Here is a 12,959-nt window from a genome sequence, read left to right on the forward strand (position 1 = left end):
TCCACCGAGCCGCGCCTACTGGATGATCATGAATACCCTCACGCCATGATCGCGCACCACCGGGACGACCATGCAGGCGGCACGTTCCTGCACAGCGCGCTGATTCCGGGTAGCGACGAGGAGCTGACGACCACCCTGGTGAGAGAACTGCACCGGTCCGCGCACCGCCTCGATGAGGTGCTGCTTGTCGTCAGCGACCGCACCCGGCAACTGCTGACCGGGCCGTTGCGGCCGCTGACCGACCTGCTGACCTGGGGTGACCCCGCCGCGTACTACCAGCGGCTCGGATCCGCCTACGAGGACTTCCGCCGGCACCTGGCCGAACGGGCGGCCACCGGACGCCGGGTCCATGTCATCGCCGAACCGGACCTGACCGACCATCTCGACCCGGGCGCCGCTCCGGTCCGGGCCGACGCCTACCTGGCGTACGAGGCGGTCTGCAACGACACCTACGCACCGTACGGCTGCGCCGTCACCTGCATCTGGGACAGCCGGCACCACCCGGCGGGCATCCTCGACGGCGCCCGGGCCACCCACCGCTACCTGCTCACCCCGCACGGCCGGCAGCCCAGCCCGCACTTCCGTTCCGCGGACGACTACCTGCTGGGCCGGCGGCCACTGCCGCTCCCCGAGGTGCCGCAGCGGGTGGACCACGACCTGACCCTGGCCACGGCGGCCGACCTCGGCAGCCTGCGCTCGGCCCTGCACGGCTGGGCATCCGACCTCGGTCTCGCCACCGATCCCGCCGAGGATCTCGTCGTCGCCGTGGTCGAGGTCGCCAGCAACGGGCTCCGCCATGCGGGCACCGCGGTCCGGGTCCGAGCCTGGCACCGGGGCAGCACCCTGATCGTCCAGTGCGACGACTCCGCCGGCCTTCCGGTGCCCGCCACCGCGGGATATCACCGTCCCGACCCCGGCAGCGCCGCACCCGGCGGCCGTGGCCTGTGGCTGGCCCGGCAGCTGGCCGACGTCGTGCTCATCGACGCGACGCCCGCCGGGACCTCGGTACGGCTACAGTTCCCGCACGCCGTCATGCACCACTGAGGCCCGGCCTCCGCCCGGCACGAGTGCGGTGGTCAGCGCGTGGCGCCGTCGAGGTTGCGGCGCAGTTTGGCCAGGGCCTTGGTCAGCAGCCGGGAGACGTGCATCTGGGAGATACCGATCTGCTCGGCGATCTGCTGCTGCGTCAGGTTGCCGTAGAAGCGCAGGGTGACGATCTTCTGCTCGCGCTCGTCGAGATGGGCCATGGCCGGGCCGAGCATGACGCGTCGCTCGACTTCCTCGTACCCGGTGTCGGGGCCGCCGAGGGTGTCGCCGAGCTCGGTGCCGCTCTCGCTCATCGGTGTCGACAGGCTCGTCGAGTTGTAGGCACGGGCCCCTTCGAGGCCCTCGATGACCTCGTCCTCGCTGACGTCGAGGTAGCCGGCGATGTCGGTGACCGTCGGGGCGCGCCCCAGGGTGTGCGACAGGGTGTTGTTGGCCGCGGTGATGGCCAGCCTGAGTTCCTGCAGACGCCGCGGAACCCGGACGGACCAGGTCTTGTCCCGGAAGTACCGCTTGAGTTCACCGACGATGGTCGGGATCGCGAAACCGGCGAAGTCGACGCCACGATCGGTCTCGAACCGGTCGACCGCCTTGATCAGTCCCATGACGGCGACCTGGTACAGATCGTCGCGCGGCTCGCCCCGGTTGGCGTACCGCTGCGACAGGTGCCGGGCCAGGGGCAGCCATGCCTCGATGGCGCGCTCCCGCAGACCGGGCCGGGACGGGTGACCGGCCGGCAGGACCGCCATGGCGTTGATCAACTCGCTGGCCCGGTCGGTGCTCGCCGACGCGTCGGCGCGGGCAGCGGTGTCAACGATGACAGTCATCCGGGTACTCCCTGTGGTCGGCTACTGCGCCCGGACGATCCGATGATCGCCGGGCGTAGCCCCTACATCCCCACCAGAGGGGGATGCGGAAACCACCCGTTCGGCTGTCAAGTAATGGCGAAGCAGGGGTTGTATCGCTCGGTACCGCGCCGGCAGACAGCCGGGAGTCACTCGTCCAGGACGACACCGGGGCAACCTCGAGTCGGCCATGGCCGGCGCGGTGGCCGCCCACCACACCCCGGAGGAGCTGGCGCGCATCGAGCACGTGCTGGACGCGATGCGGGAGATGCGGCAGGAGAGAGGCGGTACGTGCCGTCGGCCGGCTGCACCACGATGTCGTCGGACATCGCGTCGTTCAGCGATCGGACGGCGGCCCGCGCACCGGCCAGTGAGCACGGCTGGTCGCTGGAGCAACTCGTGCCGGTGCCGGTGGGCGAGGCGTACACGGTCGTGGGGGCGGCCAGGGTGGGTGCTGCCGCGGACACCGCTCCGAGAGCCGCGGCCAGCGCCGTCGCCGCGCTCAGGGCCAGGAACCGCCTGGGCGATGAGGACACTCCGGGTCGTGACACGTACCTTTCCTCACCGGGGGATGGGGGACGCCGATCGCTCAGCCGCGCAGGCTCCACCGTTGATTGGCGCCGCCGTTGCAGGCCCACAGGATCAGCCGGGTGCCGTTGGCGGTGCCGGCGCCGTTGGCGTCCAGGCACAGTCCGGACTGCTGGCCGGTGACGGTGCCGTTCGCGGTGACGTTCCACTGCTGGTTCGCCTGGCCGTTGCAGTCCCAGATGATCACGGCGGTGCCGTTGGCGGTGCCCTGACCGTTCGCGTCGAGGCACTTGGTGCCGTACACCTGCAGCTGCCGACCGGAGGTCCAGGTCCAGCGCTGACCGGCGGTGCCGGAGCAGTCCCAGAGCTGGACCTGGGTGCCGTTGGCGGTCGAGGAGTTCGGCACGTCGGCGCACCGGCCGGACTGTTCGCCCACCAACTGCCGGGCGCCGCCGGGTGCCGGCGAACTGGGCGGGGTGCCGCCGCCGAACTGGGCGAAGAAGGTCCAAACCACACCGGAGGTCCAGGTCTGCCAGCCGTCGCAGGTGCAGCCGTCACGAGGACCGGGATCGTGGCCCGCGCCGTCGAAGGCCGCCCAGACCACCGGGTAGCCGGCGCGGCATCCGGAGTAGGTGGTGACGATGTGGGTGAGGCTGCCGTTGGCCGGCTCCGGCGGGTTCTGCGGGGTGCAGCCGTTGTTGCGGACGAAGGTGTCGCGCAGGGCTCGGCCGCTGGAGATGGGAAGCACGTTGTCGCGCAGGCCGTGCAGTCCGATGTAGGCCACCGCCTGGGTGCCGCTGATGCAGCCGCTGAGGTTGCCGCCGGAGTAGACCGCGACGGCGCGGAACACGGTCGGCCGGGCGCACGCCAGCGCGTAGCTCATGGCGCCGCCGTAGCTGAAGCCCGAGGAGAAGATCTGCGAGGTGTCGACGCACAGGCCGCCCTCGATCTGGCGGAGCATGTCGTCGACGAAGGTGAGGTCCCGGCCGCCGGAGTTGGCCCAGCCGTTGCCGATGCCCTGCGGGGCCACGAAGATGGTGCCGTTGCCGGCGGCGTCGGCGAGCCGCCGCAGCCCGTAGTACGACCAGTTGTAGCCGTCGGTGCCACCGGAGTCGACGTCCCCGGCGGTACCGCCGTTCCAGTGGAAGCCGAAGACCAGCCGGTACGGGTGGTTACCGTCGTAGCCGGCCGGAATCCGCAGGATGTAGCTGCGGTTCTGACCGCCGCTGCTGATCGTGTGGGTGCCGCCGGCCAGCGTGGGAGCCTGGCCGCAGCCGGCCGTCGGCGCCGCGGCGCTGGTGGCGAACGCGTCGCTCGGCAAGGCGCCGGCAAGGGCGAGGCCCAGTGCCCCACTGATCACGGCGGCCAGGACGGCGAGTCTTTTCCGCACCATTACACGACTCCTTTTGCCATGGTGCCCGGGGCGAGGCGGATGGTTCCGGGCGAACCGGTGATCGACGCCTCGACGACCCTGGATTGGTGTGACGTATCATCACCGATTCTTCCCGGATGCAACAGTCCGGACATCGAAAAGTTTCATTTAAAAACGTTTCTCAAGAAAGTGTTATATGCCACCTCACTGCCAAGTCGGCGACGTCGGGTAAGTAAATGAGAAGGCGTTCGGGACAGTTCTTCCTCCATTATTGATCCATTGACCTCGGACTATTGACGTCCTAACGTACGACGTATTGTGTAGCCCGCCCCCAGGGCATCCGCCCCATCCCCGGGAGTACCCCATGCGCACTGAAACCGGTCGGCGCCGTGTGTCCACCGTCCCGCCCCCGCCCCGACGACTGCTCCCCCGGGCACTGCTGGCCGTGTGCTGCACGCTGGCGGCGACCGGCGTCGTCGGCGGGTTCGCACGACCCGCCGAGGCCGCCACCGCGATCACGCTGAACGGCGCGTCCGCGGGCCGGACGTTCGACGGTGTCGGTGCGGTCAGTGGCGGAGGCGGCAACAGCCGTCTGCTGATCGACTATCCCGAGCCGCAGCGCGGACAGGTTCTCGACTACCTGTTCAAGCCCGGCTACGGCGCCGCCCTGCAGGTCCTCAAGGTCGAGATCGGCGGTGACACCAACTCCACCAGCGGCGCCGAGCCCAGCCACGCGCACTCCCGGGGCGATCTGGACTGCAACCGCGGCTACGAGTGGTGGATCATGGAGGAAGCCAAACGCCGCAATCCCTCGATCAAGCTGATGGGCCTGCCGTGGGGCGCGCCCGGCTGGATCGGCAACGGCACGTTCCTCTCCGGCGACCTGACCGGTTACCTGCTGTCCTGGCTGGGCTGCGCGAAGCAGCACAACCTGACCATCGACTACCTGGTGCCCGCGCAGAACGAAAGGCAGTGGAACGCGGCCACGACGATCGCCGTGCGCAACGCGCTCAACGCCAACGGCTACGGCGCCGTCAAGCTCGAGGTCGCCGAGGACTGGACCTACTCACCGGCCGACCAGTTCGCCGGCAACACGGCCCTGCGCGACGCCGTCGACGCGATCGGCGTGCACTACTCCTGCGGCTACCTCGCGGATCAGACGACCTGCAATTCCTCGGGCACCGCGATCAACTCCGGCAAGTCCCTGTGGTCCAGCGAGAACGGCTCCCAGGACTACAACGGTGGCGCCAAGCCCCTGGCCCGCGGCATCAACCGGGTCTACCTGGACGCCAGGATGACCGGCTACCTGAACTGGGACCTGGTCGCCGCCACCACCCCGAACAACCTCTGGTCGACGGTGGGCCTGGTCCTGGCCAACCAGCCGTGGTCGGGGTACTACGCGGTCGGCAAGGACGTCTGGGCGATCGCGCACACCACGCAGTTCACCGCGCCGGGCTGGAAGTACCTGGACACCTCCTCGGGCTACCTCGGCGGGAACCGCACCAACGGCAGCTACGTCACGTTGAGGTCGCCGAGCACCACCGACTACAGCACCGTCATCGAGACCATGGACGCCTCCGGCGCCCAGACACTCGATCTCACCGTCACCGGCGGGCTGTCCACCGGCCCGGTGCACGTCTGGGCGTCCAACCTCAACTCGAACAACCCGGCCGACCTCTTCGTCCGCCAGGTCGACATCACGCCGTCCGGCGGGCGCTACTCGCTGACCGTGCAGCCGGGCTACCAGTACACCGTCACCACCACGACCGGGGGCGGTAAGGGCACGGCGGCCAGCCCCGGGCAGGGGTCACTGGCGTTGCCGTACACCGACGACTTCGAGGGTTACCCCGCCGGGCGGGAAGCCCGGTACCTGATGGACATGCAGGGCGCGTTCGAGGCGGCCGCGTGCGGTGGCGGACGTTCCGGGACCTGCGTCCGGCAGACCGGCACCCAGGCGCCGATCACCTGGAAGACGCTCAGCGACCCGTACGCCGAACTCGGCAACACCGCCTGGAGCAACTACACCGTCCAGTCCGACGTCATGCTGGAACGCTCCGGACACGTCGAACTGCTGGGCCGCGTCGGCGGGCAGGACCTGATGAACCCGGGCGCGCTCAACGCGTACCACCTGCGGGTCAGCGACAGCGGCGCCTGGTCGATCCTGCGCACCAACACCTCGGCGCAGACGACCACGGTCCGCAGCGGCACCACCGCCACGCTCGGCACCGGCCGCTGGCACACCGTCGCCCTGGGATTCTCCGGCAGCACGCTGACCGCCACCGTCGACGGCACCGTGGTCGGCACGGCCGATGACGCCACGTTCGGCACGGGGCTCGCCGGGATCGGCACCGGCCAAGGCCAGACCGCCCAGTTCGACAACCTGCGGATCACCGCCGGCCCCGGCTCCGGCACGTCCCTGGCGCTGCGCAACGTCAACGCCGGACGGTGCCTCGACGTGCCCGACAACGCGCAGACCAGCGGCACGCAACTGGCGTTGTGGGACTGCAACGGCGGCGTCAACCAGCAGTGGACCCGCACCACCGGAAGACAACTTCAGGTGTACGGCAACAAGTGCCTGGACGCGGGCACCTCGGGCAGCCGCACCGTCATCGCGGACTGCAGCGGGGCGACCGGGCAGCAGTGGAATCTCAACGCCGACAACACCGTCACCAACGTGCAGTCCGGTCTCTGCCTGGACGCCAGCAGCGCCGGGACGGCCAACGGCACCGCGGTCATCGTCTGGACCTGCAACAGCGGCGACAACCAGAAATGGACACGGAGCTGATGACCCGCCGATCGCCTCGCCCCGCTCTCGCCACCGCGACGGGCGTGCTGCTCGCCGCCGGCATCCTCGGCACCGGTCCGGGCCCCGCGGCGGCCGGCTACCGCTGAGCGCCGACCCGCCCGGCGAATGCCGGTGTGCCGGGAAGTTCGGCCGGGACGTACCCCGCCGAGCTTCCCGGCATCACCGCTGCCGTGCTCAGTGGGGATCGCCCACCCCGGTGCGGATGCGGCTGCGCAGGTAGCGTCCGGCCTCGGTCAGCACACCGGTGCCCGCGAAGGTGGTGCCGGCGCAGGTGCCCTGTTTGAAGACCGAGTTGCTCTCCCGTCCGTCGGAAAGACTCCACATCCCGTACGAAATCTTGTTGGCTTTCAGCAGATCGAGCCAGGCGGTGGTGCTGGCGAAGTCGTTCCTGCCATCCCCGGTGAACGTCTGGCTGCCGAATTCGCTGACGAACAACGGAAGCTCGGTGGCTGCCCGGGCCACCACAGCGCGGCGGTCCGCCCCGTGCGAAGCGGCGTAGAAGTGGAAGGTGTACATGACGTTCTTGAAGGCGACCGGGTCGGCGAGGATCTCCTTCTCGTCGCTGCCGTCGGAGAGGCCGAGCGAGGAGAAGCCACGGGTGCCGACGAGCACGACGCTGTTCGGCGCGTTCTTCCGGATCACCGGGATGACCTGCTCGGCGTACGACTTGATCGCGGTCCAGCTGACGCCGTTCGGCTCGTTGGCGACCTCGTAGAGCACATTGGTGTTGCCGGCGTGCCTGGCCGTGACATCGGCGAAGAAGGTCTTGGCCCGGGCCAGATTGAAGTTGGGGTCGCCCGGCGTGAGGATGTGGAAGTCGACGATCGCGTAGAGGCCGAGTTTCGTGGCCTGGTCGACCAGGCCGTTGACCTTGTTCGTGAAGTCGGTCGGGTCGCTTTCCAGGCCGCCCTCCTGCACGTACATGGACAGGCGGATGAAGTCGGCGTTCCAGTCGTTGCGCAGGGCGGCCAGCGAGTCGGCGTTGACACAGTTGGGGAAGAACTGCAGACCGTGGCTGCTCATGCCGCGCAGCTGGATCGGCTTGCCCGCGCGGTTGCACAGGTGCACCCCGCAGACGCTCAGCTGGCCGTTGATCGCCACGGGCGATCCGCCGGGTGTCTGCACGTCCGGCGTGGGTGCCTTCGTGGCCGGCTTGGTGGCCGCCGGCTTGGCGGCCGCCGGTTTGCTGGCCGGCGCGGTGGTCGGCTTTGCGGCCGGGGCTTGTGGGGGCGCGGTGTTCTGCTTCTTCGACGCACCGCCGCCCTTGTTCAGCGAGCAGCCCGAGAGGCCCTCGGCGTTCAAATCCGGCTTCGGGGCGTTCCGGCCGATCGCGGTCTCGATCCGGTTGATCGTGGCGAACCGCTTGTCCCGCAGCGGGCCCAGGATGGCGTTCTGGATGAAGTTGGGGCCGCCCTGCCCCGCCGAGGTGCGCAGCCGCTGGTTCGCCTCATCGATCTGCGTGTTGAGCAGGACGAGATTGCGCTGCACGTCGGCCTGCTGCTGGGCGGGCACGGCGACGGTGAGCCGGACCTGCGGGCAGTTGACGGTCGGCACGGTCTCGCCGGCGAAGGCCACCCCCAACCCGACGCCGGCCACCGCCACGGCGACCGCGGCGACGGCACCGACCTGCCAGCGGCCCTTGAACCGGCTGAGCCCGGATGTAATCCTTGATCTGTCCATGAACCTGCAGCCTCTCGATCACGCCTACGACAGGCATTACGGGAGCGCTCCCAGGAAGGTTCACCACTTAAGACTTATTTGATCCTGCTCCGCGCCGGTCGTCAGCAGAAGATCCGCCACTGCTGAGCCGCCCGTCGAGGGTGCCGGCTCCGGCCGGGAGCCACCATGGCCCCGGGCACGTCGACGCCGATCGAGCCACGGCCGGCGATGTACCCCCGGCGAATCCGGAAGCTCACCGAAACGGCCGCACCCCCGCCGGCACCAGGCATTGCCACCCGTTCACGGGAATGGCTTGCACATCTTCCGGAGCCGCCGGCAGGCGTTGCGGGCTTGCCGCCATCTTCTCGGTGACCAGACCTCGCGCCGCCTGGGACAGCGAGGCGATGTTCTTGGCCCACTCATCGCTGGTGATACGTGCCGAAGAGATCGCCTCCGGCGTATACGTGCAGATGGTCAGGCGTTTGCCCGCCAGCGGGCTGTCCTTGGCGGGAAGCGCCGGCGGCCACCAGACTTCCACACCCACAGCCGTAGCACCGTAGATGTCGACGGGAGGATGTGCGGCATTGCCGGCTGCCGTGTTGCAATCCTGGTCAGTGGGACAGTAGAAATAATGCTCCGCGCCCAATATGCGGCCGGTATAACTCTCCGAGTTGTCCCCGCTTTTCTTGTAGCCGTACGAAGCCATGATCGCACTGACGTTCGTCGGAAGGGGCTCGGGCTCATACCGCGCTTTGGTGCCGGCACCCAAGATCCAGTGGCCAGCCAGCGCAGATATCGCCACAACGGTACCGAGCACCATCCACCGGAGATAGTTCCGCATGCGCTCCACCATATGAAGCAGACGCCAACGGCCCATCGATGCCGGGGAACCGCCGACGTCGATGGGCCGCTCAGTCCACCCACGCCAAGCATCCGAACCTCCTGCCGTCCGGACCGCTCCCCCAGCCGTGGACCGGCACCCACGCCCGGCGCCTCGCCGCCCGGTGCTGGACACGCCTGCTCGATCGTGGACCGGACCCTCACCGGCTAGCGGCTCCGCCTGTTCCCGCTCTACGCCGACGTCATCAGCGACGCAGCCGCCGATTGACGCGAGGATCGCCGACATGGCGGTCGGTGCCGCCCCGTCGCTCAGGGTTCGCCGGCCCATCCGCCGGCCGGCTGGCCGTTATTCTCCGGTCATGAGTGCACCATTGCGGCGGGCCACGACAATCCACGGCCAACCGACAGCGACCGACGAGTGGATCATCACCGACCCTGTGCACGATGATCTTCGCGCCGCGAAAACACTGGTGTACGACCCGAGCGGCACTTCGGCCTATTCGTCTTTCCGATGGACGCCCTCTGCGAACGCGGCATCGCCGGGAACAACCATTCCGGAGGCAAGCGCGGCTTCCGCGTATATCCGCCCTGGGTGATCACGACAAGTCGTCAAGCCATCAACTCGCAAGGATGGCAACTCGGCTACTTCCTGTCCGTGAACGACGGCATGTCGCTCGACATCAACCGGGCGAGGGATCTGTACCACCTGGCGAATCAAGCTGCCCGCAGACAGTGACCGCTCGATCCGACGGTAGGGCACTCAGCCGTGTGCCCCCAGCCGAAGGTACCGCTCTGCGGCGAGCGACGGCCACTCGGTCGCCGGAAACGACGTTCGGATCTCCTCCGCCCGCTGATCGGCTGCCGCCACCCGGGACTCGACCGCACGGCGGTCGAACGTCGCTATCGCCTCATCCAGGTCCGTCTGCACGTGCAATGCCACCTCTCGAGGCTACTGATCCATCCGTGGGGCGGGTGACGCCCGCGGCACCTACTGCATGCGGTAGCCGCCGGAGCCGACGTTCACCCGGCTCCGAGTACGCGATGCGGCTGGACAGGGCCTCGCCGGTGACTGACGATCACCTTCATGATCAGGTTCGCCGCCGTGCAGGACGTCGCCGAGATCCACGCGATGGTCCGGGAGCTCGCCGCATACGAACGGGCCGCCGCCGAGGCCAAGGCCACCCCGGAGCAGTTGCGGCAGGCGCTGTTCGGCGCGCATCCCGCGGCGTACTCGCTGATGGCCGAGGACGACGACACCGGTGAGGTCGTGGGTTTCGCACTGTGGTTCCCGCGCTTCTCGACCTGGACCGGGACGCGGGGCATGCACCTGGAGGATCTCTACGTACGGCCGCACGCGCGCGGCGGCGGCCACGGCAAGGCGTTGCTCGCCGCGCTCGCCGACATCTGCCTGCGGCACGGCTACGAGCGTTTCGAGTGGTGGGTGCTGACCTGGAACGAGCCGGCGATCGGCTTCTACCGTGCGCTCGGCGCCGAGCTTCTGGACGACTGGACGGTGTGCCGGCTCAGCGGTGACGCCCTGGAGGGTCTCGCCCGCCTGGCGTCCGCCGCCGGACCGGGGTCCGGCGCGACGGACGTCTGAGGGACGGCGCGGTGGGAAATGTCCTACCGCCGGCGCTCATCCGAGCGACGCCGAAGTCGATGAGAAGCATATGGGGCCTTGGGCGTGCCGTGGTTTTGTAGCGGCCGGGCTGGTGCTCGCGCTGGGTTTTCTACTCACCGGCCCGGTGTCGCAGAGCGTGCTGTACGGGATGGCCGGCGCCGCCGCCTCGGCGGCGCTGCTGACCGGGCTGCGCCGGCAACGGCCGCGGCCGGCGCGGGCATGGTGGCTGGTCTGGGCCTCGGTGCAGATCAACCTGACCGGTGATGCCGTGCTGGGCCTGCGGGTGTGGGTCTTCCCGGACTCCGCGGCCCTGGTCCTGCTCGAGAGCACCGTCTACCTGATGTCGTACCTGGCGCTGGCCGCCGGTCTGACGGTGATCGTGCACAACCGCTCAGCCGGCCGGGACCGGGGTGCGACCATCGATTCGGCCATCGTCGCGTGCTCCCTGGCGCTGCCCCTGTGGTTGGTGGCCGTCACGCCGGTGCTCGACGAGCCGGCTCAGCCGGTGGCCATCCTGGTGTTCCGGCTCGCCTTCCCGATCGGCGACGCGGTGCTGCTCACCCTGCTGGCCCGCCTGTTGGTCAGCGGCAGCGGCCGCAGCATGTCGCTGTACCTGCTGCTGGCCGCGGTCTGCTGCTGGCTGGCCGGGGACGTGGCCAACGCGGTGCTGGCCGAGCGCGGCACGCTGGCGAGCTACTGGGGCGGAGTGCTGTACTGCCTCGGCTACACCGCCTTCGGCGCGGCGGCCCTGCACCCCTCGATGCCGGCCCTCGCGACGACCGGCTCGGCGCCCGCGCCGCGGTTGACCACCGGCCGCCTGACGGTGTTGGCCGGGCTGTCGCTGCTCCCGCCGGCCCTGCTGCTCGGCCAGGCGTTCACCGGCCGGCAGGTGCAGGCCGTGCCGATCGGGGTGGCGTGCGTCGTGCTGTTCCTGCTCGTGGTCGCCCGCATGGTGGGCCTGACCCGTGAGGTCGAACGGCAGGCACGGGAACTGTCGGACCTGGCGAGCCGGGACGCGCTGACCGGCGTCGGCAACCGCCGCTCCTGGGACGCGCGGCTGCACGACGCGGTCACCGCCGCGCACGACGCCGGGGGAACGCTGGTGATCGCCCTGCTCGATCTGGACCACTTCAAGCGCTACAACGACACTCATGGTCATCAGGCCGGCGACCGGCTGCTCAAGGGCGCCGCCGCGGCCTGGCGGGACGTGCTGCGCCGCGATGACGTGCTGTACCGCTACGGCGGTGAGGAGTTCGGCCTGATCCTGCCGGGCGCGTCGCCCGGTGACGCGGTGAAGCTGACCGAGCGGCTGCGGGAGGTGGTCCCGGACGGCCAGAGCTTCTCCGCCGGTGTCGCCGCGCTGCACGGCACGGAGACCGTGGAGGAACTGGTCGCCCGGGCCGACGCTGCGCTGTACGAGGCGAAGGCGCACGGACGCAGCCGGGCCCGGGTGGCGGCCGTCACGCCGAAGGCCGCCTGACCGAGGCATCGCGGGTGGCGAGCCGGTTGCGGATCCTTCGACACCTCCTTCGCCGCGACCGCCGGGAGATCGGCCATCGTCCGTCATGCCCGGTTCAGCGGATCCGCAGTGGAAGAATCTTCACCTCGCACAGCTGCAGGCGCGCGGCGCGGGCGTGCCCGACGCATGTCGGTTGCTCTGCTCCGTCAGGGGTGCCCACCAGGAACATGACCGGTTCGGTGCAGGGCAATGACTGGCGGCTGTAGGACCAGCGCCGGCCACAGCCCTGGTGGCCGCACCAGCTGACGCCGTCGGCACCGCGCAGGGTGGCGCCGTGATCGGGGCAGACACCCGTGTCATGGGGGCAGGCGCTGCGTCCGCGGATGCGCGCCACCTCGCCGGCGGCGGCATGCAGTCCGGCACCGGCCCGGCGAGCCCATTTGGTGGCGTAGTGCAGACGAATCCCGGACCGGTGGACGGCTTCGTCGCCGGCAGCCGTCAGCCGGGACAACGCCTCCTCGATGTCGGCGCCCAGCTGTTCGGCACGGGCTGCCAGGTCACGCAGTTCGGCGGGGGTCACCGGACGTGCAGTCCGGACCGGGTCTCGATCCGGCTGGTTGCTGGCCACGACAGGTTCCTCACGGTAGGACTTCGGGCGGGATGGCAGGAAACGCCATCGCGCCGGAGCGAGCGCTCAGCCTGTAGTGCGCCGCAAGATCGAAAACGTTGCCCGCATCCTCCGCTGATCTTCGAGCGGACCGCCGGCTCTCCGGCAAGCGGCAGCG

Annotated in this window: 11 protein-coding genes; 5 read left to right on the forward strand and 6 right to left on the reverse strand. The window is 69.6% G+C overall.

Annotated elements, in window-relative coordinates; all coding sequences use genetic code 11:
• Positions 1 to 45 precede the first annotated feature (45 nt).
• Positions 46 to 1,044, forward strand: a complete 999-nt coding sequence (locus ACSP50_RS30340) for a sensor histidine kinase (RefSeq protein WP_014693125.1) — start codon at positions 46 to 48, stop codon at positions 1,042 to 1,044.
• 32 nt (positions 1,045 to 1,076) lie between these two features.
• Here ACSP50_RS30340 and ACSP50_RS30345 read toward each other — a convergent pair whose 3' ends face one another.
• Together ACSP50_RS30345 and ACSP50_RS30355 are read right to left on the reverse strand one after the other, a co-directional pair.
• Positions 1,077 to 1,871, reverse strand: a complete 795-nt coding sequence (locus ACSP50_RS30345) for an RNA polymerase sigma factor SigF (protein WP_014693126.1) — start codon at positions 1,869 to 1,871, stop codon at positions 1,077 to 1,079.
• 607 nt (positions 1,872 to 2,478) lie between these two features.
• Complete coding sequence (locus ACSP50_RS30355; protein ID WP_014693127.1) at positions 2,479 to 3,810, reverse strand: RICIN domain-containing protein; 1,332 nt, start codon at positions 3,808 to 3,810, stop codon at positions 2,479 to 2,481.
• A gap of 343 nt (positions 3,811 to 4,153) precedes the next feature.
• Here ACSP50_RS30355 and ACSP50_RS30360 point away from each other — a divergent pair, with 343 nt between their 5' ends.
• Positions 4,154 to 6,574, forward strand: coding sequence for a ricin-type beta-trefoil lectin domain protein (locus ACSP50_RS30360; RefSeq protein WP_014693128.1), 2,421 nt, complete (start codon positions 4,154 to 4,156; stop codon positions 6,572 to 6,574).
• 195 nt (positions 6,575 to 6,769) lie between these two features.
• Here the strand turns inward: ACSP50_RS30360 and ACSP50_RS30365 are convergent, their stop codons facing one another.
• On the reverse strand, positions 6,770 to 8,275 hold the full coding sequence (locus ACSP50_RS30365) for a glycoside hydrolase family 5 protein (protein ID WP_014693130.1): 1,506 nt from the start codon (positions 8,273 to 8,275) through the stop codon (positions 6,770 to 6,772).
• A 232-nt stretch (positions 8,276 to 8,507) separates the two neighbouring features.
• A complete protein-coding gene (locus tag ACSP50_RS30370) occupies positions 8,508 to 9,095 on the reverse strand; it encodes a hypothetical protein (RefSeq protein ID WP_014693131.1) in 588 nt (195 codons plus the stop codon).
• 510 nt (positions 9,096 to 9,605) lie between these two features.
• Between ACSP50_RS30370 and ACSP50_RS30375 the strand changes: the two genes are divergently transcribed.
• Positions 9,606 to 9,830 carry a MepB family protein gene (locus tag ACSP50_RS30375; protein WP_014693132.1) on the forward strand — a complete coding sequence of 75 codons (225 nt, stop codon included), beginning with the start codon at positions 9,606 to 9,608 and terminating at the stop codon, positions 9,828 to 9,830.
• 24 nt (positions 9,831 to 9,854) lie between these two features.
• Here the strand turns inward: ACSP50_RS30375 and ACSP50_RS30380 are convergent, their stop codons facing one another.
• On the reverse strand, positions 9,855 to 10,034 hold the full coding sequence (locus ACSP50_RS30380) for a hypothetical protein (RefSeq protein ID WP_043512476.1): 180 nt from the start codon (positions 10,032 to 10,034) through the stop codon (positions 9,855 to 9,857).
• Between the two features lie 144 nt (positions 10,035 to 10,178).
• Between ACSP50_RS30380 and ACSP50_RS30385 the strand changes: the two genes are divergently transcribed.
• Positions 10,179 to 10,694 carry a GNAT family N-acetyltransferase gene (locus ACSP50_RS30385; RefSeq protein WP_014693133.1) on the forward strand — a complete coding sequence of 172 codons (516 nt, stop codon included), beginning with the start codon at positions 10,179 to 10,181 and terminating at the stop codon, positions 10,692 to 10,694.
• A 70-nt stretch (positions 10,695 to 10,764) separates the two neighbouring features.
• A complete protein-coding gene (locus ACSP50_RS30390) occupies positions 10,765 to 12,195 on the forward strand; it encodes a GGDEF domain-containing protein (protein WP_014693134.1) in 1,431 nt (476 codons plus the stop codon).
• Between the two features lie 94 nt (positions 12,196 to 12,289).
• Here the strand turns inward: ACSP50_RS30390 and ACSP50_RS30395 are convergent, their stop codons facing one another.
• Positions 12,290 to 12,802, reverse strand: coding sequence for a hypothetical protein (locus ACSP50_RS30395; protein WP_014693135.1), 513 nt, complete (start codon positions 12,800 to 12,802; stop codon positions 12,290 to 12,292).
• Positions 12,803 to 12,959: the final 157 nt, after the last annotated feature.

Source organism: Actinoplanes sp. SE50/110 (genome assembly GCF_900119315.1).
Taxonomy (GTDB): domain Bacteria; phylum Actinomycetota; class Actinomycetes; order Mycobacteriales; family Micromonosporaceae; genus Actinoplanes.

Bases quoted from the DNA above. Each gene is read 5' to 3' on its own strand.
- ACSP50_RS30340 (WP_014693125.1), top strand. From the start codon at position 46: ATGATCGCGCACCACCGGGACGACCATGCAGGCGGCACGTTCCTGCAC.
- ACSP50_RS30345 (WP_014693126.1), bottom strand. From the start codon at position 1,871: ATGACTGTCATCGTTGACACCGCTGCCCGCGCCGACGCGTCGGCGAGC.
- ACSP50_RS30355 (WP_014693127.1), bottom strand. From the start codon at position 3,810: ATGGTGCGGAAAAGACTCGCCGTCCTGGCCGCCGTGATCAGTGGGGCA.
- ACSP50_RS30360 (WP_014693128.1), top strand. From the start codon at position 4,154: ATGCGCACTGAAACCGGTCGGCGCCGTGTGTCCACCGTCCCGCCCCCG.
- ACSP50_RS30365 (WP_014693130.1), bottom strand. From the start codon at position 8,275: ATGGACAGATCAAGGATTACATCCGGGCTCAGCCGGTTCAAGGGCCGC.
- ACSP50_RS30370 (WP_014693131.1), bottom strand. From the start codon at position 9,095: ATGCGGAACTATCTCCGGTGGATGGTGCTCGGTACCGTTGTGGCGATA.
- ACSP50_RS30375 (WP_014693132.1), top strand. From the start codon at position 9,606: ATGGACGCCCTCTGCGAACGCGGCATCGCCGGGAACAACCATTCCGGA.
- ACSP50_RS30385 (WP_014693133.1), top strand. From the start codon at position 10,179: ATGATCAGGTTCGCCGCCGTGCAGGACGTCGCCGAGATCCACGCGATG.
- ACSP50_RS30390 (WP_014693134.1), top strand. From the start codon at position 10,765: ATGGGGCCTTGGGCGTGCCGTGGTTTTGTAGCGGCCGGGCTGGTGCTC.